The organism is Paracoccus beibuensis, assembly GCF_026162625.1.
In the GTDB taxonomy this organism is placed as follows: Bacteria; Pseudomonadota; Alphaproteobacteria; order Rhodobacterales; family Rhodobacteraceae; genus Paracoccus; species Paracoccus beibuensis.
Genome location: NZ_JAOTBD010000035.1, coordinates 15,441 through 36,638 on the forward strand (window position 1 = coordinate 15,441; position 21,198 = coordinate 36,638).

The 21,198-nt window shown below is 65.7% G+C and carries 21 protein-coding genes and 1 tRNA gene; 11 read left to right on the forward strand and 11 right to left on the reverse strand.

The genetic code is table 11. The features are described 5' to 3' along the window. From OC159_RS16445 to OC159_RS16455, 3 genes are read right to left on the reverse strand one after another with little or no spacing between them, the layout of a single operon-like run. Nucleotides 1–2,082 carry a chemotaxis protein CheA gene (locus tag OC159_RS16445; protein WP_265502256.1) on the reverse strand — a complete coding sequence of 694 codons (2,082 nt, stop codon included), beginning with the start codon at nt 2,080–2,082 and terminating at the stop codon, nt 1–3. A gap of 1 nt (nt 2,083) precedes the next feature. Then, nucleotides 2,084–2,452 carry a response regulator gene (locus tag OC159_RS16450; RefSeq protein ID WP_265502257.1) on the reverse strand — a complete coding sequence of 123 codons (369 nt, stop codon included), beginning with the start codon at nt 2,450–2,452 and terminating at the stop codon, nt 2,084–2,086. Further along, nucleotides 2,449–2,733 carry an STAS domain-containing protein gene (locus tag OC159_RS16455; protein ID WP_265502258.1) on the reverse strand — a complete coding sequence of 95 codons (285 nt, stop codon included), beginning with the start codon at nt 2,731–2,733 and terminating at the stop codon, nt 2,449–2,451. The genes OC159_RS16450 and OC159_RS16455 overlap by 4 nt, the downstream gene beginning before the upstream one ends. A 202-nt stretch (nt 2,734–2,935) precedes the next feature. Here OC159_RS16455 and OC159_RS16460 point away from each other — a divergent pair, with 202 nt between their 5' ends. Together OC159_RS16460 and OC159_RS16465 are read left to right on the forward strand one after the other, a co-directional pair. Further along, nucleotides 2,936–3,850: a CheB methylesterase domain-containing protein gene (locus OC159_RS16460; protein ID WP_265502259.1), complete on the forward strand. Its 915-nt coding sequence runs from the start codon at nt 2,936–2,938 to the stop codon at nt 3,848–3,850. Next, entirely contained in the window at nt 3,847–4,356 is a 510-nt protein-coding gene (locus OC159_RS16465) for a chemotaxis protein CheD (RefSeq protein ID WP_265502260.1), read from the forward strand. Before OC159_RS16460 ends, OC159_RS16465 begins: the two co-directional genes overlap by 4 nt. Nucleotides 4,357–4,647: 291 nt before the next feature. On the opposite strand, the gene OC159_RS16470 is transcribed toward OC159_RS16465, so the two are convergent. The 4 genes from OC159_RS16470 to OC159_RS16485 form a co-directional block, all read right to left on the reverse strand. Then, entirely contained in the window at nt 4,648–5,604 is a 957-nt protein-coding gene (locus tag OC159_RS16470) for a hypothetical protein (protein ID WP_265502261.1), read from the reverse strand. A gap of 53 nt (nt 5,605–5,657) precedes the next feature. After that, nucleotides 5,658–6,197, reverse strand: coding sequence for a hypothetical protein (locus OC159_RS16475; RefSeq protein WP_265502262.1), 540 nt, complete (start codon nt 6,195–6,197; stop codon nt 5,658–5,660). A 74-nt stretch (nt 6,198–6,271) separates the two neighbouring features. Continuing rightward, entirely contained in the window at nt 6,272–6,880 is a 609-nt protein-coding gene (locus OC159_RS20240; RefSeq protein WP_407674147.1) for an AAA family ATPase, read from the reverse strand. A 146-nt stretch (nt 6,881–7,026) separates the two neighbouring features. Continuing rightward, nucleotides 7,027–7,101, reverse strand: a tRNA-Gln gene (locus tag OC159_RS16485). A 94-nt stretch (nt 7,102–7,195) separates the two neighbouring features. On the opposite strand from OC159_RS16485, the gene OC159_RS16490 reads away from it, so the two are divergent. Further along, nucleotides 7,196–8,371: a BaiN/RdsA family NAD(P)/FAD-dependent oxidoreductase gene (locus tag OC159_RS16490; RefSeq protein ID WP_265502264.1), complete on the forward strand. Its 1,176-nt coding sequence runs from the start codon at nt 7,196–7,198 to the stop codon at nt 8,369–8,371. Here OC159_RS16490 and OC159_RS16495 read toward each other — a convergent pair. Genes OC159_RS16495 through OC159_RS16510 form a run of 4 tightly spaced genes read right to left on the reverse strand, consistent with a single transcriptional unit; the run spans nt 8,368 to nt 12,866 of the window. Continuing rightward, nucleotides 8,368–9,663: a mechanosensitive ion channel domain-containing protein gene (locus OC159_RS16495; RefSeq protein ID WP_265502265.1), complete on the reverse strand. Its 1,296-nt coding sequence runs from the start codon at nt 9,661–9,663 to the stop codon at nt 8,368–8,370. The two genes, OC159_RS16490 and OC159_RS16495, sit on opposite strands and share 4 nt — an antisense overlap. After that, nucleotides 9,660–10,502, reverse strand: coding sequence for a 3-deoxy-8-phosphooctulonate synthase (kdsA, locus tag OC159_RS16500; protein WP_265502266.1), 843 nt, complete (start codon nt 10,500–10,502; stop codon nt 9,660–9,662). The genes OC159_RS16495 and kdsA overlap by 4 nt, the downstream gene beginning before the upstream one ends. Further along, nucleotides 10,499–12,229, reverse strand: coding sequence for a capsule biosynthesis protein (locus OC159_RS16505; RefSeq protein ID WP_265502267.1), 1,731 nt, complete (start codon nt 12,227–12,229; stop codon nt 10,499–10,501). The genes kdsA and OC159_RS16505 overlap by 4 nt, the downstream gene beginning before the upstream one ends. Then, on the reverse strand, nt 12,213–12,866 hold the full coding sequence (locus tag OC159_RS16510) for an ABC transporter ATP-binding protein (RefSeq protein ID WP_265502277.1): 654 nt from the start codon (nt 12,864–12,866) through the stop codon (nt 12,213–12,215). The genes OC159_RS16505 and OC159_RS16510 overlap by 17 nt, the downstream gene beginning before the upstream one ends. A 256-nt stretch (nt 12,867–13,122) precedes the next feature. Between OC159_RS16510 and OC159_RS16515 the strand changes: the two genes are divergently transcribed. The 8 genes from OC159_RS16515 to tnpB all read left to right on the forward strand — a co-directional run bounded on the left by OC159_RS16515 (nt 13,123) and on the right by tnpB (nt 21,016). Next, nucleotides 13,123–13,710, forward strand: coding sequence for a uracil-DNA glycosylase family protein (locus OC159_RS16515; protein WP_265502268.1), 588 nt, complete (start codon nt 13,123–13,125; stop codon nt 13,708–13,710). 125 nt (nt 13,711–13,835) lie between these two features. Further along, nucleotides 13,836–14,801 carry a TAXI family TRAP transporter solute-binding subunit gene (locus OC159_RS16520; protein ID WP_265502269.1) on the forward strand — a complete coding sequence of 322 codons (966 nt, stop codon included), beginning with the start codon at nt 13,836–13,838 and terminating at the stop codon, nt 14,799–14,801. An 82-nt stretch (nt 14,802–14,883) separates the two neighbouring features. After that, on the forward strand, nt 14,884–17,706 hold the full coding sequence (locus OC159_RS16525) for a TRAP transporter permease (RefSeq protein WP_265502270.1): 2,823 nt from the start codon (nt 14,884–14,886) through the stop codon (nt 17,704–17,706). Beyond that, nucleotides 17,699–18,124 carry a universal stress protein gene (locus tag OC159_RS16530; protein ID WP_265502271.1) on the forward strand — a complete coding sequence of 142 codons (426 nt, stop codon included), beginning with the start codon at nt 17,699–17,701 and terminating at the stop codon, nt 18,122–18,124. The genes OC159_RS16525 and OC159_RS16530 overlap by 8 nt, the downstream gene beginning before the upstream one ends. Before the next feature lie 6 nt (nt 18,125–18,130). Beyond that, a complete protein-coding gene (locus OC159_RS16535) occupies nt 18,131–19,801 on the forward strand; it encodes a formate--tetrahydrofolate ligase (protein WP_265502272.1) in 1,671 nt (556 codons plus the stop codon). Nucleotides 19,802–20,362: 561 nt separating this feature from the next. After that, the gene (locus OC159_RS16540; RefSeq protein ID WP_265502273.1) at nt 20,363–20,581 is read left to right on the forward strand and encodes a transposase; all 219 of its coding nucleotides are present in this window, start codon (nt 20,363–20,365) and stop codon (nt 20,579–20,581) included. 82 nt (nt 20,582–20,663) lie between these two features. Beyond that, complete coding sequence (locus OC159_RS16545) at nt 20,664–20,825, forward strand: hypothetical protein (RefSeq protein ID WP_265502274.1); 162 nt, start codon at nt 20,664–20,666, stop codon at nt 20,823–20,825. Next, nucleotides 20,795–21,016 carry an IS66 family insertion sequence element accessory protein TnpB gene (tnpB, locus tag OC159_RS16550; RefSeq protein WP_265502275.1) on the forward strand — a complete coding sequence of 74 codons (222 nt, stop codon included), beginning with the start codon at nt 20,795–20,797 and terminating at the stop codon, nt 21,014–21,016. The genes OC159_RS16545 and tnpB overlap by 31 nt, the downstream gene beginning before the upstream one ends. Nucleotides 21,017–21,198: the final 182 nt, after the last annotated feature.

The following is a 21,198-nucleotide window of genomic DNA, read 5'->3' on the forward strand; positions in this document are numbered from 1 at the left end:
TCACCCGTTCGAGGCCATGGCTGCCATGTGGCGGCCGTGGTCATTTGACAAAGACAGAATGATTTCCTCAGGGTCGATGATCAGCGCGATCTTGCCGTCACCGAGGATCGTGGCTGCCGAGACGCCGGGAACGCGACCATAGTTCTGCTCCAGGCTCTTGATGACCACCTGGCGCTGGTCGAAGATGCCGTCGACGCGGAAGGCCGCACGCTTGCGACTGTCGCTTTCGACGACGATCAGAACGCCGCCCTCGCTCTCGGGCTCGTCCAGCCCGAAGGTCTGGCAGAGGTCGATGATAGGGATTAGCTCGCCGCGATTCGCCAGAAGCTGCGAACCTTGGCCGACGCCGTGCAGCATCGACTGGTCGGGCTGCAGCGTCTCTTGAACCGCCGTTATGGGCAGCACCATCGTCTGATCGCCAAGCTGGATCAGCATGCCCTCCAGAACCGCCAGCGTCAGGGGCAGCGCAATCGCAAAGGTCGTGCCTTTGCCCTCGACCGAATCGATCATCACCCGGCCGCCAAGGGCCATGATCTCGCGACGGACGACATCCAGCCCGACACCGCGTCCCGACAGTGCCGACACCTCGTCCTTGGACGAAAACCCCGGCAGGAACAGAAGCTGGTCGATCTCCGACGGAGACAGGTTGCTGCCCGGCGCGATCAGGCCGCGATCCTCGGCGATCTGGCGCACCTTTGGCCGGTTGATGCCGCCCCCGTCATCCGAAATCTCGATCTGCACCCGGCCGGACCGGTGGGCAGCCGAAAGCGTGATCGTGCCTTCCTGCGGCTTTCCCCGTCGCTGTCGGGTCACCGCGTCTTCCAGCCCGTGATCGACCGAGTTGCGGATCATGTGGGTCAGCGGGTCGATCAGCCGCTCGATCATGGTCTTGTCGACCTCGGTCTGTTCACCGATGGTCACCAGCCTGACCGGCTTGCCAGTCGCGTCGGCCGCCTCTCTCAGGATGCGATGCATGCGCTGAAACACCAGCTTCAGCGGCTGCGCGCGGATCGCCATGACGCTCTCCTGGATGTCGCCCGCCAATTGCCGGATCGAGTCGAGGCCAGCGACGACGTCAGGAGATTCGTGCAGCCCCGCAGTCTGGATCACCTGCGAGAGCATCGCCTCCTTGATGACCAGCTCGCCGATCATGTTCATGAGGCGGTCGACCCGCTCGAGGCCGACGCGTATGGTCGCGCCTTGAGCGGGTTCGGCCAGGGGGGGTGCTGGTCGGTTGACGGCAGGGGCCGCCGCAGGTGCTGCGGCGACGTCGGCGGGCTGTGGCTCGGCCGCGGCAGGGCCTGGCACGGCGACCTCCAAGGGTAGGAACGTTTCTGTTGCAGGTTCATCGGCGATTGCGCTTATCGACAGGGTGCAGCAGTCGTCCACGAACTCGAAGACGGAGCGGATGTCAGCTTCCGTCACGGCTCCGGCGATCCGGATGTCCCACCCCAGCTGCGGCCGTTCGATGCTCCAATCCGCCAATGCGGGCACCCCGTCAGTGCGCAACGTGACCGTTGTCTCGCCAAGCTTCCGGAGGGCCGCCAGCAGCGCGAGAGGATCATTGCCCGACCGATAAAGGTCGAATGTCGGTTTCATCTGCACCTGCAGGCCCGCTGCGGGTGCCATGGCGGGAGCGGCGTTGAAATCCAGTGTGATCGGCGTGAACTCGAACGATGTGTCGGCCGGGCCATCGTCGTCGTCGATGAGGGCGTCAAGCTCGGCCAGCAGGGCGTCGACGCGCGATTGATCCGCCTCGGTTGCCAGGCGCGCCGCGGCTACGAGGTCCGAGAGGCAGTCTGACGACCGGTGCAGCAGCGCGATGATCGGTGGCGGCGTATCCATCCGGTCGGACCGGATCAGGTCCAGCAGCGTCTCGAACCGGTGCGCGAAGGTGACAAGTGTCGTCAGACCGAACGCGGCCGCGCCACCCTTGATCGAGTGCACCGCGCGGAAGACCGCATGCACGGTTTCCTTTTCGAAGTTCGGGGCTTCCATGGTGCGCAGGCCGTTTGCAAGCCCTTCAAGAAGTTCGTCGCATTCGACGAAGAACATCTCGCGGAATTCGTCCATCTCGCTCATCTCAGCGCCCCAGAACCTTGTCGATGACGGCGACCAGACGCGCGTCCTCGAAGGGTTTCACGATCCAGCCGGTCGCCCCGGCACTGCGGGCCCGCGCCTTGAGGTCGTCGCCGCTTTCGGTGGTCAGGACCAGGATCGGCACCTCGGCGTGGGTGCCGGTCGAGCGGACGCTTTCGATCAGCCCGAACCCGTCCATGCGCGGCATGTTGATGTCGGTGATGATCAGGTGCGGGTCGACTTCGGAGAGCGCGCCAACCCCCTCGACGCCGTCAGAGGCCAGGAAGACCTCGAAGCCGGCGTTGCGCAGGGCCTTCGAGACCAACGCGCGGATGGTGGGCGAATCATCAACCGCCAGGATGCGGGTTGTCATGCAGGTGCCTCAGCGTGCAGGAGATCCAGGGAGACGCCGATGTCGTCGAGCGTCGAGAGGAATGCCGCTGAGGCGTCGCTGATCCGCAGGCTGTGCCCGTCTACAAGCCATTGCTTGCGTGCTGCCACCAGAAGTTCGACCGCGGGAACACCCATCCGTGTCACTGCCGATGCATCGAGCACGGCATCGCCGCCGCGGTGGTCCATCAAGGTCTGCGCGAACTGCGCGACGGCCTTGCGGTCGAATGTCTCTGGCAGGGGCAGGGCGTGCATGTCATCCATCTCGTTTCGGTAATCGGCACCCCCATCGGTAGCATCCAAGTTTTAAGGAATCGTTCCCTTCAAACCTAAAATCCAACAGATCCGGACCAATGAGGGGGAAGGAAATCTTCACCATTCCGGCTCATCTTCGCGAGACCTTGTCCGGAGACTGCGCGTGTCAAAAGCGATCCTGCTCATTGCCGATCCCAACCCTTCGCGACGCATGGCCATCCGCCGATGCTGCGAAGCAGGGGGGAGGGTCTCGGCCTTGATGGCGGCGGCGCTGGGCGAGGCCTACGTGCTGATCGAAAAGTACCTGCCCCGTCGCGTTGCCGTCGCCGCAGAGATGGCCGCGCTGCCCGAATTCGAGATGCTGTCGGACATGCTGGCGATGATCGAGGCCGACGTCGTGATCTTCAAGGACAGCCAGGGCGGACCAGCAAATCTCGATATCAGTGCCGAACGCCTGGCCGCGACACTGCTCCGAGATCTTGGCGGCTCGCTCGCCGTGACACCGCGCACGCTGGATCATTCGCCGCGGACCGCGATCGACTCGGTGATCCTGATCGGTGCCTCCACCGGCGGGATCACCGCGCTCGAGACTGTGCTCGCTGCGTTTCCCGAAGACTGCCCCCCGACGCTGGTGGTGCAGCACATCCGGCCCGGCTTTGCCGAGGGCCTGGTCCGGCGTCTGGATCAGCTGCTGGCGCCGACGGTCATCGCCGCCGATGATGGCACGCCCCTGCGTCGCGGCACCATCTACCTGGCGGCGGCCCCCGACCGGCACCTTGCGGTGGGTTTGCGCGGCGGCGCGAGGACACGCCTGGTAACAGGGCCAGCGGTTTCTGGTCACCGCCCGTCCGTGGACGTCCTGTTTTCTGAAGCGGTCTCGTTGGCCGGCCGGTTGGAGCTTCGAGCCGCGATCCTGACGGGCATGGGCGCGGACGGTGCCGAAGGCATGTGCCGCCTACGTCGTGCAGGGGCCGTCACGATAGCCCAGGACCAAGGAACATCGGTCGTCTGGGGCATGCCACGAATGGCGGTCGAGAGGGGCGGCGCGTCCGAAGTCCTTCCGCTGAGTCGGATCGGACATGCCTTGCTGGGGCGCGAGCCGGGCCGCTTGAGGGCGGTCCAATGACCCCCAAGGTCGTTCACGTCATCCAGGGTGAGCATGCGATTCACGATGATCCGGAAACGATAATCACCACTGTCTTGGGATCCTGCGTGTCCGCCTGCATCTTCGATCCGGACAGGGGAATCGGCGGGATGAACCACTTCCTGCTTCCCGATGCCGGTCCCGGCGGATCGGACATCCGCTATGCGGCGGCCGCAATGGAGGTCCTGGTGAACGGCCTTCTGAGGCGGGGCGCAATGCGTGGGCGCCTGCGGGCGAAGCTATTCGGCGGGGCGCGCATGATGGCGGGACTTCCCGACATCGGCCAGCGCAATGCAGAAGCAGCAAGGCGGCTTCTCCTGGACGAGGGCATTCGCTTGCTGGGCAGCGACCTGGGCGGCACCCAGGCAAGGCGCATCCGGTTCTGGCCGGCAAGCGGTCGAGTGCAGATGCACCTGCTGGGAGAAGCACGCGTTGCCGAAAGAGAGCAGCCAATGCGGCCACGCGGAGGCGATGTCGAGTTGTTCTGAGGTAAGCTGCGATCGTCCACGATGCATCCGCTTCTTGTTCTGGCAAGGACCCTTGTCGCGAGGCAGATCGACGTGATGTCGATGACGCCGAGGAGAATCCAGCGGGCGCAAGATGGATCTATCGCGCCCTGCGAGAAGCTCAGCGTCGTGGAACAACGCGTCACGATGGCGACAGGCCAAGAAGCGCGTCGCGATTGGCCTGGTGGATGCGTCGGGACGAATATCGTCGAAACTTGCGTCTTCAGGACCGACGTTCCGGCTCATCCCCGGGTCAAGACTGCTCCTCACCTTTCACCTGCAGATCAAGCGGCTGCACCGGATGCTGCGGACTACGACCATCCATGTCACACAAGACCAAGTCGAAGCCATGACCTTGGCAGACCGTGTTGTGGTGCTTCGCGCAGGCGAGATCATCCACCACGGCAGGTCATTGAAGTCGCATGAGCGTCCGAACTGCCGCTTCGTTGCTGAATTCTTCGGCTCTCCGCAGATGAACATCTTGCCGGGCAGGCTCGTCTCATCCGATCGTGGAGAAGCCATTGAGTTCGACGGCGGCAGGACTGTGCTGGCTCGGCTTCCCTCGTCATGGAGATCTCCAGTGTCCGGATGTGCGGCGGGCAGAACGACGGACAAGGTGTCGGAAAGGCCGGTGAACAATTCGGGAGCGGGATGTTCCTCGCGGTTGGCCCGTGCAATCGCGTAGCCGTTTCTCAGCTCGACGAACTTCTTGGCCGCTTCTTCGAGGCGCTTCTGACGCTCAAGCCGTAGCGGCCCCCGTTCATCGCGAAGATCCCGGATGTCATGTGGCGCGCGGAATACCTCGCTGAAGCAGAAGCCGCGGAGCGGGATGGGCTTGCCGCTATCGATGTCCTGGATCGTCATCGACGATGCGGAGCGTGTCTTCATGATGAGGCCGGCCTCGACCAGCCGCGGCTCGAGCCAATTGACCAGATCGTCCCGGCTGTGGATCTCGTCGCGCTCTGCGGCCATGATCAGCGGCTCGATCAGGCGGAACAGGCCGTGTAGGTCCATCCCGACGCGCATGGCCTCCATGCAGCCCGCGACCTTGTCGAGGGTGGCGAGGTCGTCGGCGTAGCAGATGTCGAAGGTCGCCTCCATGCGGTCGACGAGGCGGCGGTCGGCGGCGCTCAGGGACGAGCCGCCAGCCATCAGGATGAGGATGCCGGCAATCAGGACCGCCGCGGCGGCGACGGCGGCGGTGAGGCGGGAGCGGGAGGAAAATGTCATGGTGGCAGGTCCTGTTCGGGAACGGCGGAGCGACCGACACGCCGCCCTGATGTTCAGCGGCGGGTCAGGGCGTCGAAGCCGGGATGGAACGCCATGCGGACCGGCACGGTCTCGCTGCCGCCGAGATGGATCCGGCCTGTCCTAAGGGCTTCCGAGGCTTCGGCCGTCTCGAAGAGCCGCTGGCAGCGGATCTCGCCGTTGCGCAGGCTGAAGCGCAGCCGCAACTCGCGGCAGCGCTGGCGGAGCGGCCGCAGCCATGACTGCGGCAGGGCGTAGGTCCCGCAGGCCGGCAGCGCCTCGTGATCGTCCGCTGCCGGGGCGAGTTCCGCCACCTCCGCTTCAAGGCGCTTGATCTCGGCGGCGACCACCTCGTCTCGCCGCGCATTGCCTCGCCTGAAATGTTGCCGAAGATAGAGCCGTTGCCTTAGTAGAAATGTTCCCGGGCATTTCTGCTGGGGAAGGCTCTGATGAGGCAGGTGAGCCTGGCGACGCGCGATGAGCTTTTGGCGGCACTGACCCTGCGTTTCGGTCAGGCCGGGCGAGAGGACAAGGTTCGGATCCTGACGGAGTTCGTGGCGCTGACGGGCTACCATCGCAAGCACGCTGCGCGGCTTCTTCGCGGTGGAAGCAGCAAGGACCGATCAGCACCTAGACACCGGCGCAGGCTTTATGACGACGCAGTCCGCGAAGCTTTGATCCTGCTGTGGGAGGCCTCGGACAGGATTTGCGGCAAGCGGTTGAAGCCACTGATCCCGATGCTGGCAGCCGCCATGGAGCGCCACGGACATTTGGCGCTTGATCCCGCGGTTCGGGAGCGTTGGAGGTCATCAGCGCCCCGCCGATCGCGCCCGGCTCCTCGCCTCGCCTCGCGCAGCGCCCCGTCAAGCGCGGCGGGGCTGCATCCGGCCCCGCGTCGGGCGAGGTCGTCGAGATCGGCGTCCGGCAGCACGTCACCCACCCGCCGCACCACCAGCGCGCGGATGGCCGCGCGCCCGGGCAGCGGCCGCGCGAGGCTGCGGTCGATCCGGCCGGGGCGGCGCAGCGCCGGGTCAATGGCCTCGAGGTGGTTGGTGGCGGCCAAGACCAGCACCCCCTCAAGGCCCATGACACCGTCGAACTGTTCCAGAAGACCGGCGATGACCTGGGCGCGGTAGGTGCTGGCGTGCCGGTCGCCGGAGCCGCGGCTGCCGGGCAGGCTGTTCCCAGACTGATTGAAGGTGGAGGCCTTCGCAACCGATACATGTGAGAATTCGGCGTCGCCACGTGTAGACGGCAGCCCGGCGAAAGACGAAGTTGGCGATGCCCACTCTTGGCCCTTGAAGCTGGGGCGCGGTGGGTCTGGAGGACAAGCACGGAGGACATGGGTCCAACAGGACGCCTTGCGGCGACTATCTACTTATCTTTCAAATAGTTATGTTATTCTGGCTGGGGCGGTAGGATTCGAACCTACGGTACACGGTACCAAAAACCGATGCCTTACCACTTGGCCACGCCCCAACTGTGGAGGGTGATTACCCAAGCCCGCCGGTGGGTGCAAGTCGAAAAAACGGAAAATGTTGCTCCTGTTTCGGGCGCCGGATATGGGGCGGGGATGGAGCATGTCGACCTTCTTATTCTGGGTGCCGGCGCCGCCGGGCTGTTCTGCGCTGGTTCGGCTTTGAGGCAGGGCAGGCGCGTTCTCTTGCTGGATCATGCGTCGAAGCCTGGCGAGAAGATCAGGATCTCGGGCGGTGGGCGGTGCAACTTCACCAATCTCGCGACCGAACCGAACCGCTTCCTGTCGCAGAACCCGCGGTTCGCGGCCAGCGCCCTGGCGCGGTATCGGCCCGAGGCGTTCGTGAGGCTTGTCGACCAGGCCGGGATCGGCTGGCACGAGAAAACCTTGGGGCAGCTGTTCTGCGACGGCCGGGCGACGCAGATCACGGACATGTTGCTGGCCCGCATGAAGGGAGCGGAACTGCGGATGGAGACGCCTCTAGACGATGTCGTCCACCAGGGCGACCGCTTCGTCGTGGGCACTCCGGCCGGTCCGGTCAGCGCGGCGCGGCTTGTCGTCGCGACCGGCGGCAAGTCTATCCCGAAGATGGGGGCGACCGGCCGCGCCTATGAGGTTGCCCGGCAATTCGGCCTGCGCATGGTGGAGACCCGGCCCGCGTTGGTGCCGATGACATTTGCCGAGCAAGAGTTGTCGCTCTGCCGTCCGCTTGCGGGCGTCGCGGTCGAGGCCGAGATCGCGCATGGCGGCGGCCGTTTCCGGGACGCCCTGCTGTTCACGCATCGCGGCCTCAGCGGTCCGGAGATCCTGCAGATCTCGAGCTTCTGGCAAGCGGGAGAGGAGCTGCGGATCGACCTTGCGCCGGGTTGCGATGTCGCAGCCGTGCTGAAGTCGGCGCGGGGCAGCGCCGGTCGCAGTGGAGTGGGGACGGCGCTGGCGCAGGTGCTGCCCGAACGTCTTGCGCAATCGATCGCTGCCGAGATGGGCCTGGGGCAGGCGCGGCTGGCCGACCAGTCGAACACCCGGTTGGAGGCCGTGGGGGCGCGGGTGAACCGCTGGCAGGTTCGGCCGGTCGGCACCGAAGGTTATCGCACTGCCGAGGTGACGCTTGGCGGTATCGATACGCGAGATCTCGATTCGCGCACGATGCAGGCGCGTCAGATGCCGCAGCTGTCGTTCATCGGCGAATGCGTCGACGTGACGGGTTGGCTGGGGGGCTACAACTTCCAGTGGGCCTGGGCGTCCGCCGATGCTGCAGGTCGGGCCGCCTAGCGGGCGCTGGGGCTCAGCAGGTCACGGCCGTCGTCCACGCGCTCGCGCTCGACCATTTCCTCGAAGGCGGCGTCGGGGCCCAATTCCGACAGCCGCCGGTCCACCGGCTGCACCGGCCGCAGCGAAGGGCGCGTGACGCCAGGCTGTTCCAGCTGGATGCGGTGAACGGGTTCCGGGGGCAGGTAACCCTGCGAATCGAACGCGTAGCGCAGCAGGCGAAACGCCTCGCCCCGCGCAAGGTCGAAGTCCGTCCCGTCCTGCGACACCCAGCCCCCGGCACGAATCACGACGTACTCGGGTCCCGACGAATCCAGCCAAGCCACCGGCTCGGGCCGCGCCAGCACGAACGGCATGGCGACCAGCGTCTTCAGAGCCAAGTCGCGCGCAGGGCCCGGATCGGCGGCGGGATCGATGGCCAGATCAACCATGAAGCGGCGTTCCGGATTGCGGGTATAGTTCGTCAATACGGCCTTGTAGATGATCTGGTTCGGGATGCGGATGTGGTTGCCGTCCAGCGTCAGCAGTGTCGTTCCGCGGCTGGTCAGCCGGATCACGCGTCCACGCATTCCGGCCACCTCGATCAGGTCATTGGGACTGAAGGGCTGGCGCAGCGACAGCAGCATTGTCGCCACGAACCCTTCGATCGTGTCGCGCGCCGCGAAGCTGAGCGATAGGCCGAAGATGCCGGCCGCACCCAGCAGCGTTCCCAGAAGTGCCCGCGCGCCCATCAGGTCCAGCGCCACGACCAATGCGATGATCCAGGCGCACAAGCGGATCGCCTGCGCCAGAAACCCGGCGATGAACGGGTTCGGCGCGATGCCCGCCAGCACCCGCTGCCGACGGGAAACCCAGCCGCCCAGCAGCACGATGACCGCACCTACGGCAAGACCCAAGCCCATGAACGGCAGTCCCGCGACAACCTGCGTCAGGCGCGACTGAAATCGCGCACGGACCGAGTCCAGCCGCGTGCCCAGGTCCGTCGACAGCCGGACCTTGTTCTCGATCGCAACGACGCCGTCGACGCGGGTGATCAGTCCACGCAGACGGTCGATCGTTTCTTGCTCGGTCACCTCGCCGGTCAACGTGACAACGCCGGCATCCACCTGGACGCGCAGCGCGTCGAAGTCGGGAAGCTGCGCCAGAATGCTGGAGATCCGGCTGAAGATCGCAAGGTCCGAGGCGCGGTCGCTGTTGACGGGGATCGTCCCTGTCGGCGTTTCGGCTTGGTCGACCTGCTGCGCGGCCGCAGGTGTCAGTGCAAGCAGGAAGACCAGAAGAAATGCGCGGATCATGCCGGCAGAGGGTCCGCCTTCGCCAACGCGTCGAAGCGCATGAGAGAGGCGACGAGATCGCCCATCCGCGCAAGCGGGATCATGTTCGGCCCGTCAGACGGCGCGCGGTCGGGATCCTCGTGCGTCTCGATGAAGACGCCTGCCACGCCGAGCGCAACCGCGGCGCGGGCCATGACCGGCGCGAATTCGCGCTGCCCGCCCGAGCTGCCGCCCTGGCCGCCGGGCTGCTGCACGGAATGGGTCGCGTCCATGATGATCGGATAACCGGTCCGGGCCATGATCGGCAGGGACCGCATGTCCGCCACAAGCGTGTTATAGCCGAAGCTGGCACCGCGTTCGGTCAGAAGGATATTGTCGTTTCCGGTCGAAGCGACCTTGTCGGCCACGTTCGGCATGTCCCAGGGGGCCAGGAACTGTCCCTTCTTGACGTTGACCACAGCGCCGGTCCGGCCGGCGGCCAAGAGCAGGTCAGTCTGGCGGCACAGGAAGGCCGGGATCTGGATCACGTCCACCACCTCGGCCGCGCGGACCGCCTGTTCGGCATCGTGGATGTCGGTCAGCACCGGGCAACCAATTCGGTCGCGCACGGTCGCCAGGATCTGCAGCCCCTCGTCGATGCCCAGGCCGCGCCGCCCCGACAACGAGGTGCGATTCGCCTTGTCGTAGCTTGCCTTGAAGACAAAGCCTGCGCCGGCCGCCTTGCAGGCCGCGGCCATCGTCTTGGCGATCATCAGGGCGTGGTCCAGCGATTCCAGCTGGCAGGGACCCGCGATGACCGTCAACGGCAGGTCGTTGCCGCAGGTGACGGGGCCGAGGGCGATGTGCTTGTGATGCGTCATGTCGAAACCTGTTCGCGAAGGATGGAGGCCGTCAACGACAGCATCAGGTAGATACCTGAAAAGATCAGGAATGCCACCAGGGTGTTCTGGAATGCCCTGGGATAGGTCGCCTCGTCCGGCGGGATCGGTGCGATTGACATCGACAGGTAACGAACCTGCTTGTTCGCCTCGATGCGGGCGGCCTCCATCTGCGTTGCGGCGGCGGACAGCAGCTCTTGCCGGGTCAGCAACTCGCCCTCGGCGATGCGCAACTCGCCGGTGATGGCGGCCAGGGAACTGCGGGTCCCGGACCCTTCGGTCAGATCCTCGCGCGTGTCGGCAACCATCTGGCGCAGGCGCGCGATGTCGCCGCGAACCGCCTCGACGCGGCTTTCCTGCGGCCGGGCATTGGCGAGCAACTGCCCAAGTTCCAACTGCTTTTCCGTCAGCTGGCCCTCAAGCTGCGCGACCTGTCCCATGATGACCGATGTCTCGGCGGCGGGGTCCAGCACGCCCATCCTCTGCTGCAGTTCCTGCACGCGGTTCTGGGCGGCCAGCATCTTCGCCTCGGCATCGTCATAGGCCTCTCGAGCCCCGTCCATCTGGTCGGACCTCAGCCGCGCCGTCAGGTCGTCGACCAGTTCCTCGGCATAGGAGATGAGGGCGCGCGAGAACGCCTCGCTCAGCTGCGGATCGGGCGCGACCACTTCCATGTTCAGCATGCCCTCTGTCGGATCATATCCGATCTCGACCAGGTTCCTGTACAGCGAGAAGGCGTCCTCCATCGACGCTTCGGGGTCCAGCCGCGTGACCGGATCGATATCAGGATCCTGGAACGCCTCGCGGAACCCCAAATCCTCGTCAAGGCGCAGCATCGCCACGCGGGACGTCAAATAGCTCTGGACGGCGACGGCATCGGTGTTGGTGGCCATGGCCGACAGGCCGGGCATGCCGCCCATCCCGCCCCCGCCACCTTCTGCCGACTGGATCTGGAACTGCGAGAACGTGGCGTAGAGTGGCGTGGCGTATCTGAAGTAGTAGATGCCGACGGCGATCGTGGGAATGACGACGAATATCAGCAGGCGTGCGAGAAGCATCGTCAGCCGCCTACGGCGGCGGCGAGCCAGGTCGCGCTGGATGCGGAAGATCTCTGCCGCGCGCCTCTCCTCGGTCAGATCCTCGCGCGAGGGCAGCGCGGGGCGCTTGGCCGGCGCGGTGTCGGGAACGACCGACGGCACCGGCGGCTGGCGGACCGCCGGCGGGTTGCTCGCCGGTGCCGCCTGGGCGCGGCTGCCTTCGGCCGACAGGATGCTGCCGACGGCGCTGCGATGCGACGGGTCGATGCCACGTTCCCGCAGCCGCAGCACGGCCTCTTCGCCCGACGACACCTCTATCTGGTGCAGGGCGGCGATGCGGCGGGCGATGCGCAACTGCCGCTCGGTCAGGTTCTCGGCCCTGATCGCGGCAAGGCGCGCCTCCAGGTCGGCATCGGGTTGGGGCGCCGTCTCCTCGGGGGCGGGGCGGGTCAGGCTGAACTCGCCGAAGCCGTCGTCGGCGGGCTGTGTCGCCGTCAGGCGTTCCAGCCGCTTGTCGTCCTCGGTCTGCGGATCGAACTCCGCCTGCGCGTCCTTGCGGATTACCTCCAGCCGGGGGGCCGGCGCCGTGTCCTCGGCCGGCGGCACGCTGCCCGCCCGGACGGATTCGGCGGTAGAGGCGTGGTAGCGGCGCGTCTTAGGAGGTGTAGTCATAATACTGCTTGGCCTCGTCCAGGGTCTCGAACATATAGAGCCTGCCGTCCCGCAGGATTGCCGCCCTGTTGCAGAATTTCTCGATCGTGCTGGGCTGGTGGGACACGACGATGGTGGTCGCTGTCTTCAGGCGGTCGAACAGCACCCGGCCCGCCTTGCGGTTGAATTCGACATCCGTCGTCTGCGGCATCCCCTCGTCGATCAGGTAGATGTCGAAATCCAGCGCAAGAAGCAGCGCAAAGGTGAAGCGTTGCCGCATTCCGCTGGAAAAGGTGCCGACCGGCATGTCGAAATATTCGTGGATGTCGCACAACCACCGCGTGAAGGCCGAAACGTAATCGGGGTCCAGCCCGTAGATGCGGGCGATGTAGCGCGCGTTCTCGCTAGCGGTGTGCCGGTTCACCAGGCCGCCCATGAAACCGAGCGGGAACGAGATGCGGCAATCGCGCCGGATCTTGCCCTCGTCGGGTTTTTCCAGGCCGCACATCATGTTGATCAGCGTTGTCTTGCCGGTGCCGTTCGGCGCCAGGATCCCCAGCGAATTGCCAAGTTCGACCCGAAACGACGCCTGGTCCAGGATGATCTTGTGCTGCTTGCCCGTCCAGAAAGATTTCGAGACGTTGTCGAATTCCAGCATGGCGATATTGAACCAGATCAAGGGGCACGGGCCGCGCCATGCACGGTGCCTGAGGAAGTGACACAACCTTAGGCTGCCGGCATGGCGCTGTCCAGTGACGGCATCGGACCCTGGGACGGGCCAGGAGGCCAGCGCGATCTGACGCAAGTTTGCATCAATTCTTCGGCGAACGTGCCGCGGCGCACCGGCAGGCGGCTGCGATTTATCAGCCGCCACCGCGGCTTGCTTTCGTCCTGATCCGCCATATCTCGCCGGCATGAACCACCTGTTGAGCGAAATCGCCGCCTGTCGCCTTTGTGCCGAGCGGTTTGCAGCCACCTGCACGCGCCACGCGCCGCGGCCGGTCGTCTGGTTCGACCCGGCTGCGCGGCTGCTGGTTGCAAGCCAGGCGCCAGGGATGCGCGTCCACGAGGCGGGCATTCCGTTCTGGGACCGTTCGGGCGACAGGCTGCGGGGTTGGCTGGGGCTGGACGAGGCAGGCTTCTATGATCGCGGCAAGGTCGCGATCCTGCCCACCAGCTTCTGCTTTCCCGGCTATGACGCCAAGGGCAGCGACCTGCCGCCGCCCGCACTCTGCGCCGCGACCTGGCACGGGCGGGCCATGGCGTTGATGCCGAACCTGAAGCTCAAGCTGCTGATCGGCGGCCATGCCCAGAGGTGGCACCTGGGCGACCGGCGCGCCGTGACGGAAATCGTGCGGTCGTGGCGCGACGCGCCCGACGGGGTCATCCCGCTGCCGCATCCGTCCTGGCGCAACACGGCTTGGCTGAAGAAGAACCCCTGGTTCGAGGCTGAACTGGTCCCCGAACTGCAGGCCCGCGTCCGGCACGTCCTGCAGGACTGAATGGCCCGCGGAAGGCCCTGTCCGCATCAAGGGGTTGTCCAACCGGCAAACTTCGGGGACCATCGTGGCATGAAGCGGCGGGCTGCGTCCTGCCCCGCCACATGAAGAACCAGAGGAGAAGCCGCATGAGCAAGCTGAAACCGATCCTGCTATGCACCGCCTTCGCGCTGAGCGCGCAGCCGGTCCTGGCCCAGGAAGAACAGTTCATCACCATCGGCACCGGCGGCCAGACGGGTGTCTACTACGTCGTCGGCCAGTCGATTTGCCGGCTTGTGAACCGCGACAGCGCCGAAACCGGCCTGCGCTGCACGGCCCCCGCGACCGGCGGGTCCATCGCCAACATCAACGCCATCAAGTCGGGCGACATGACGATGGGCGTGGCCCAGTCCGACTGGCAATACCACGCCTATAACGGCAGCTCGGACTATGAGGGCGACGCCTTCGAAGACCTGCGCGCCGTCTTTGCCGTCCACCCCGAGCCGTTCACCGTGCTGGCCCGCGCCGACGCCGGGATCGAGAACTTCGAGGACTTGGCCGGCAAGCGCGTCAACGTGGGCAATCCCGGCTCGGGGTCTCGCGGGACGTTCGAGATTGTGCTGGACGCGATGGGCATGTCGATGGACGACTTTACGCTGGCATCCGAACTGCGCCCGGCCGAGCAGTCGGCGGCGCTTGGCGACAACCAGGTCGACGCGATCAGCTATACGGTCGGCCATCCGAACGGCTCGATCCAGGAAGCCACGTCGACGGTGGATTCGAACCTGGTGACCGTCGCGGGCGAGGCAATCGACAAGCTGGTCGCCGACAATCCCTATTATTCGAAGGTGACAATCCCCGGCGGCATGTATGCCGGCAACGACGAGGATACCGAGACCTTCGGCGTGAAGGCGACCTTCGTCACCTCGGCTGAAGTCCCCGAGGAAACGGTCTACCAAGTGGTGAAGGCCGTCTTCGACAACTTCGATCGCTTCAAGGGCCTGCATCCGGCCTTCGAGTCGCTGGAACCCCAGGACATGATCGCCGAAGGCAACAGCGCGCCGCTGCATCCGGGGGCCGAGCGGTATTACCGCGAACAAGGCTGGATCGAGTGATCCGCACTTGACAAGGGGGGCGGTCCTGCGGGACCGCCTTCTTCCTTGAACGGAATGAAACCGGAAATGCGGAGGTGCTTCGATGAGCGACGAACGGGACCATGAGAAGCGCCGCCAGCAACAGGCCAGCGCGGTCGAGCTGCAGGCTTCCGGACATGGCGATCTGTCGCAGGAGGAACTGGACGAGCTTGTCGCTTCGTCCGACACAGGCGCGCGGACTCCGCCGGGGGCAGTCGGCAAGCTGATCCTGGCGGTGGCGCTGTCCTGGTCGCTGTTCCAGCTGTGGATCGCCTCGCCGCTGCCGTTCATGCTGAACTTCGGCATCATCAGCGCGACCGACGCGCGCTCGGTCCACCTGGCCTTTGCGATGTTCCTGGCATTCATGGCCTATCCGGCCGAGAAGTCGCCCTTCCAGCTGGGTCTCGGCGTGGCAATCCCGCTGATCCTGGCCGGGCTCTTTGCCTATGGCGCGGCGGGCGACATGCCGATCTGGTGGATCGGACTGTCTGCCGCGGGCGTGATCGTCGCGATCCTGCTGGGCAGCCCGAAGAGCTGGGTGCCGCCCTGGGAATGGGCGCTGGCGCTGGTGTCCGTCGTGGTGGCAATGTACGTCTTCGTCTACAGCGACGAGCTTGGCCGCCGCGTCGGCGCGCCGATCACCCGCGACCTTCTGGTCGCCGTCATCGGTCTGCTGCTGCTGCTGGAGGCCACGCGCCGCAGCCTTGGGCCGGCGCTGATGATCGTCGCGACCGTCTTCCTGGTCTATACCTTCCTTGGCCCCTACATGCCGTCGATCATCGCACATGGCGGCAATTCGCTGTCAGAGGTCGCGAACCACCAGTGGATCACGACCGAGGGCGTGTTCGGCATCGCGCTTGGCGTGTCGACCAGCTTCGTCTTCCTGTTCGTGCTGTTCGGCGCGCTGCTGGACAAGGCCGGGGCGGGCAACTACTTCATCCAGGTCGCGTTTTCGCTGATGGGCCACATGCGCGGCGGACCGGCCAAGGCGGCCGTGGTCAGCAGTGCGATGACGGGCCTGATCTCGGGGTCGTCCATCGCCAACGTGGTGACCACGGGCACCTTCACCATCCCGCTGATGAAGAAGGTGGGCTTTTCCAGCGAAAAGGCCGGCGCGGTCGAGGTTGCGTCCTCGGTCAACGGGCAGATCATGCCGCCGGTCATGGGCGCCGCAGCGTTCCTGATGGTCGAATACGTCGGCATCCCCTATTTCGACGTGGTCCGGCACGCCTTTCTGCCCGCCACGATCAGCTATATCGCGCTGGTCTATATCGTCCACCTCGAGGCCGCGAAGGCCGGGATGGAGGGTCTGCCGCGGGCCTACGAGCCGCCCCCGATCCTGCGCCGCCTGCTGACGGCGGCGTTCATCATCGCGGGCATCTGTGCGCTGTCGCTGGCGGTCTATTACGGCATGGGCTGGATCCGTCCCGCTTTCGGCGCCAATGCGCCCTATGTCGTCTTCGGCCTGCTGACGGCGGCCTATATCGGCCTTCTGTGGATCGCCTCGCGCGAGGAGCCGCTGCGAATCGACGACCCGAACGAGCCCGTGACCTCGCTGCCCCTGCCTGGGCCGACGGTGCGGTCGGGCCTGCACTTCATCCTGCCAGTCGTGGTGCTGGTCTGGGCGCTGATGGTGGACCGGCTGTCGCCGGGCCTGTCGGCCTTCTGGGCGACCGCGTTCATGATCTTCATCCTGGTCACGCAGCGCCCGCTGATGGTCATGCTGCGCGGCATGGATCGCACCGGAAACAGGTCGACCGGCTCCGCGATGCGATCCGGCGTCAACGACCTGGTGGACGGCCTGATCTCGGGCGCGCGGAACATGATCGGCATCGGTATCGCAACGGCGGCCGCTGGCATCATCGTCGGCGCGGTCAGCCAGACGGGCGTAGGCTCTGCCCTGGCCGACGTGGTCGAGGTGCTGTCGGGCGGCAACCTGCTGGCGATCCTGGGGCTGACGGCCCTCCTGTCGCTGATCCTGGGAATGGGCCTGCCGACGACCGCGAACTATATCGTCGTCTCGGCCCTGCTGGCGCCGGTCATCGTCACACTGGGTCAACAGAACGGCCTGATCGTGCCGCTGATCGCTGTGCACCTGTTCGTGTTCTACTTCGGCATCATGGCCGACGTCACGCCGCCAGTGGGCCTCGCGTCGTTCGCGGCGGCGGCCGTATCGGGGGGCGATCCGATCCGCACCGGCGTCGTGGCCTTCTTCTACAGCCTGCGGACGGCGGCGCTGCCGTTCCTGTTCATCTTCAACACCGATCTTCTGCTGATCGACGTGAGCTGGGTCCAGGGCATCTTCGTCTTCATCACGGCCACGGTGGCGATGCTGCTGTTCGCCGCAGCGACCCAGGGCTGGTTTCTGGTCCGTAACCGCATTTGGGAAACCGCGGCTCTCTTGCTGATCGCCTTCACGATCTTCCGCCCCGGCTTCTTCTGGAGCTACGCCTTTCCGCCCTTCGAAGAGCGTCCGGGGGCCGAGTTCGTCGAGGCCCTGGTCGACAGCGAGCCGGGCGACGCCCTGCGGCTGCGGATCTCGGGCCTGAACGAGATCGGCAATCCCGTCGAGTTCACCGCCCTGCTGCCCGTCCCCGAGGGCGAGACCGGAGAGGATCGCCTTGCCGCCGCCGGGATCGAGTTGATCGAGGACGGCGACCGAGTGATGATCGACAACGTGGCCTTCGACAGCCCCGCGCAAGAGGCCGGGCTGGACTGGGACCAGACGATTCTGGCAGTCAACGCGCCGGTGGCGGCGCCTTCGCGCTACTGGATCTATATCCCGGCCTTCCTGCTGCTGGCGCTTGTCGTCTGGTCGCAGCGCAGACGGCCCGACACGACCCGGCCCGCCGCCCGTCGTGCGCAGAAAGGTGCCCGCCATGCATAACAACATCCTTCTGCCGATCGACCTTCAACACCCTGAAAGCTGGGACCGGGCGCTGCCCGTGGCGCAGCACCTGGCCGGCGGACACGCGACCATCCATCTGTTGGGCATCGTGCACGATTTCGGCAGCTCGATGGTGGCAACGTTCCTGCCCAAGGGATTTGAGGAAAAGGCACTGCAGGCCATGAAGGATTCGCTGGACGACTTCGCCAGCCAGCACTTCCCCGACCCGTTTCGGGTCCGGACCCATGTGGGTCATGGAAATATTTCGGAAACAATTCTCAAAAATGCGGAAAAATACGACGTTGATCTGATTGTCATGGCCAGCCACAAGCCCGATGAATTGCGAAGCATCCTGGTCAGTCGGGATGCGAACGCGGTCGTACGGCACTCGCCCGTATCGGTCATGGTGGTGCGGTAGAGGTACATGCAGTCAGATATTCAGATCGCCCGCGCGGCGCAAAAGCGCGACATCTCGGAAATCGCGGCCGGTCTGGGTCTGACGGATCGCCAGATCCTGCCCTATGGCCACGACAAGGCCAAGATCACCCACGATGCGATCGCCGGCCTTGAAGGGCGGCCCCAGGGCCGGCTGATCCTGGTGACGGCCATCAACCCGACCCCGGCGGGCGAGGGCAAGACCACCACCACAGTCGGCCTGGGCGATGCGCTGAACCGCATCGGCAAGCGCACCACCATCTGCATCCGCGAGGCAAGTCTTGGCCCGAACTTCGGAATGAAGGGCGGCGCGGCGGGCGGCGGTTACGCGCAGATCGTTCCGATGGAGGACATGAACCTCCACTTCACGGGGGATTTCCACGCCATCACCTCGGCCCACAATCTGCTGGCCGCGATGATCGACAACCACATTCACTGGGGCAACGCCTTGGACATCGACACGCGTCGGATCACCTGGCGGCGCGTCATGGACATGAACGACCGGTCCCTGCGCGACATTGTCATCGGGCTTGGCGGACCCGCCAACGGATTTTCCCGCCAGACCGGCTTCGACATCACCGTGGCATCCGAGGTCATGGCGATCCTCTGCCTGGCGCGGGACCCCGAGGACCTGCAGGAACGTCTTGGCCGCATCGTCGTCGCCGAAACGCGCGACCGTCAGCCGGTGACGGCGCGCGATCTGAAGGCCTGCGGCGCGATGACGGTACTGCTGCGGGATGCGCTGCAGCCGAACCTGGTCCAGACCCTGGAAAACAATCCAGCGCTGGTCCACGGCGGGCCTTTCGCCAACATCGCGCATGGCTGCAACAGCGTCATCGCCACCAAGGCGGCGCTTCGGCTGTCGGACTATGTCGTGACCGAAGCGGGCTTTGGCGCGGATCTTGGCGCCGAGAAGTTCCTGAACATCAAGTGTCGCCTCTCTGGCCTGGCCCCGTCGGCAGTGGTGCTGGTGGCCACCATCCGCGCGCTCAAGATGAATGGCGGCGTTGCCAAGGCCGACCTTGCGGCCGAGGATGTCAGCGCGGTCGAGCGCGGCTGCGCCAACCTGGGTCGCCACCTCGACAACATCCGCAGCTTCGGGCTGCCGGTCGTCGTTGCGGTGAACCATTTTGCCGGCGACACCGAGGCCGAGATAGCGGCGCTGCAATCCTACTGCTCGGGCCACGGCGTCATGGCCGTGCCCGCCCGACACTGGGCCGATGGCGGGGCAGGGGCCACCGACCTGGCGCAGGCCGTGGTCGACCTGGCCGAGGGCGGGCTTGCGGATTTCCGCACGCTCTATCCTGACGAGATGCCCCTTTGGCAAAAGATCGAGACCGTCTGCACCCGCATTCACCGCGCCGCCCGTGTCGAGGCCGCACCCGGTATCCGCGCCCAGCTGACCGCATGGGAGGCCGCAGGCCACGGCCGCATGCCGATCTGCATCGCCAAGACGCAGTACAGCTTCTCGACGGACCCGGAACTGCGCGGCGCGCCCGACGGTCACGTAATCCCCGTGCGGGAGGTTCGGTTGAACGCCGGCGCCGGCTTCATCGTCGCCATCTGTGGTCAGATCATGACGATGCCCGGCTTGCCACGCCACCCCGCCGCCGAGGTCATCGGCATCAATGCCGACGGCCAGATCGACGGTTTGTTCTAGACGGAGATGACCGTGCCTGAACCGGACTCACGCTGAACCCTTGGCCATTGCCGACAGCGTGACCGGCGGTCAGAGCCAGAGACCCTTCGGACGAAAGCCGCACTGGCAGAGGGGAAGGTATAGGGCAGCAAGCTGGGCGACCTGCGCGACAGGATCGCCGAGCGGAATGACGCTGTCCAGCTTGAGGCGATAGGCAATGCCCGGAAGCTGGCTGCCCCAATCAAACCTTTGCGCGCCCAAGGGAAGACCTTGAGAGGGATTGCGGAGGTGCTGAACAATCCTGGGGCCCAGATTGCGCGAGGTGGCCACTGGCAGGCAACGCAGGTCGAGCGGACACGTGTGCAGCTGGTCGCGCCGACAGGCTGAACCGTATCCCGTCACGTCATCCGTAAACGACGGCTGAACCCAACATTGTCTGGCTGAGGCGGTGCTGCGAAGTCCTGTCCATCGGCTGATGAGGAGCGCGTTTCGCAATGTGCCAAGACTTCGTTTCTCACTTCCCTGGGCGTCGAGATTTATGCGTCGGGCCATCGCCGGTGGCCGACTGAGGTGAAGGCTCGGGTGGTCGCCGATACGCTTGAACCGGGCGCTACGGTGGATGCTGTGGCGGAGCGGTATGATGTGCAGCCGAACCAGCTGTCGGCGCGGCGGCGGCTGGCGAAGCAGGGCAAGTTGGTGCTGCCACCCGCACCGACCGACGAGCCGGTTTTTGCCCCGCTGGTGGTCTGCGACCCGGCGTCACCGCCACCCTCCCGCCACGGGGCGCCATCTGGATCGTGATCGGTGAGGTGAGGCTCGAACTGGCCGCGGACACGCCCGCCGTTCGGCTGGCCGAGATCGTTCGTGCCCTTGGAGCCGCCGGATGCTGATGCCGTCGCAGGGCATGCCGATCCTGGTGGCGACCAAGCCGGCGGACTTCAGGAAGGGGCACGACGGATTGGCGGCGCTTGCGCAGTCGATGCTGGCGGAGGACCCTTCACCGGCACGGTCTTTGTGTTCCATTTCAAACGCGCCGGCCGGCTGAAGATCCTGCTCTGGGACGGCAGCGGGCTGGTGATGGCCAACAAGCGCCTCAAGGCCGACAGCTTCACCTGGCCCGCCGTCGGGGATGGGGCCATGACCTTGAGCCGAACGCAGTTCGAGGCGCTTTTTGCAGGCCTCGACTGGCGCCGGGTCCGGCCTCTGGAAACCCCGAAGCCAGCCGTTGCGGAATGACCTGAACGCAGGAAAAAGCGTTCAGCCACAGATGGATCAGGGTGTGATGACAGCATGTCCCCAGCCCCGTCCATCGACCTGTCCGTCATCCCCGAAAGCCAGCGCGCCGCCGTTCCAGCCGTGCTGCGCGAACGGGACGCGCTGCGGGAAACCAACCGGCGGCTGGAGCATCTGATCGCCGA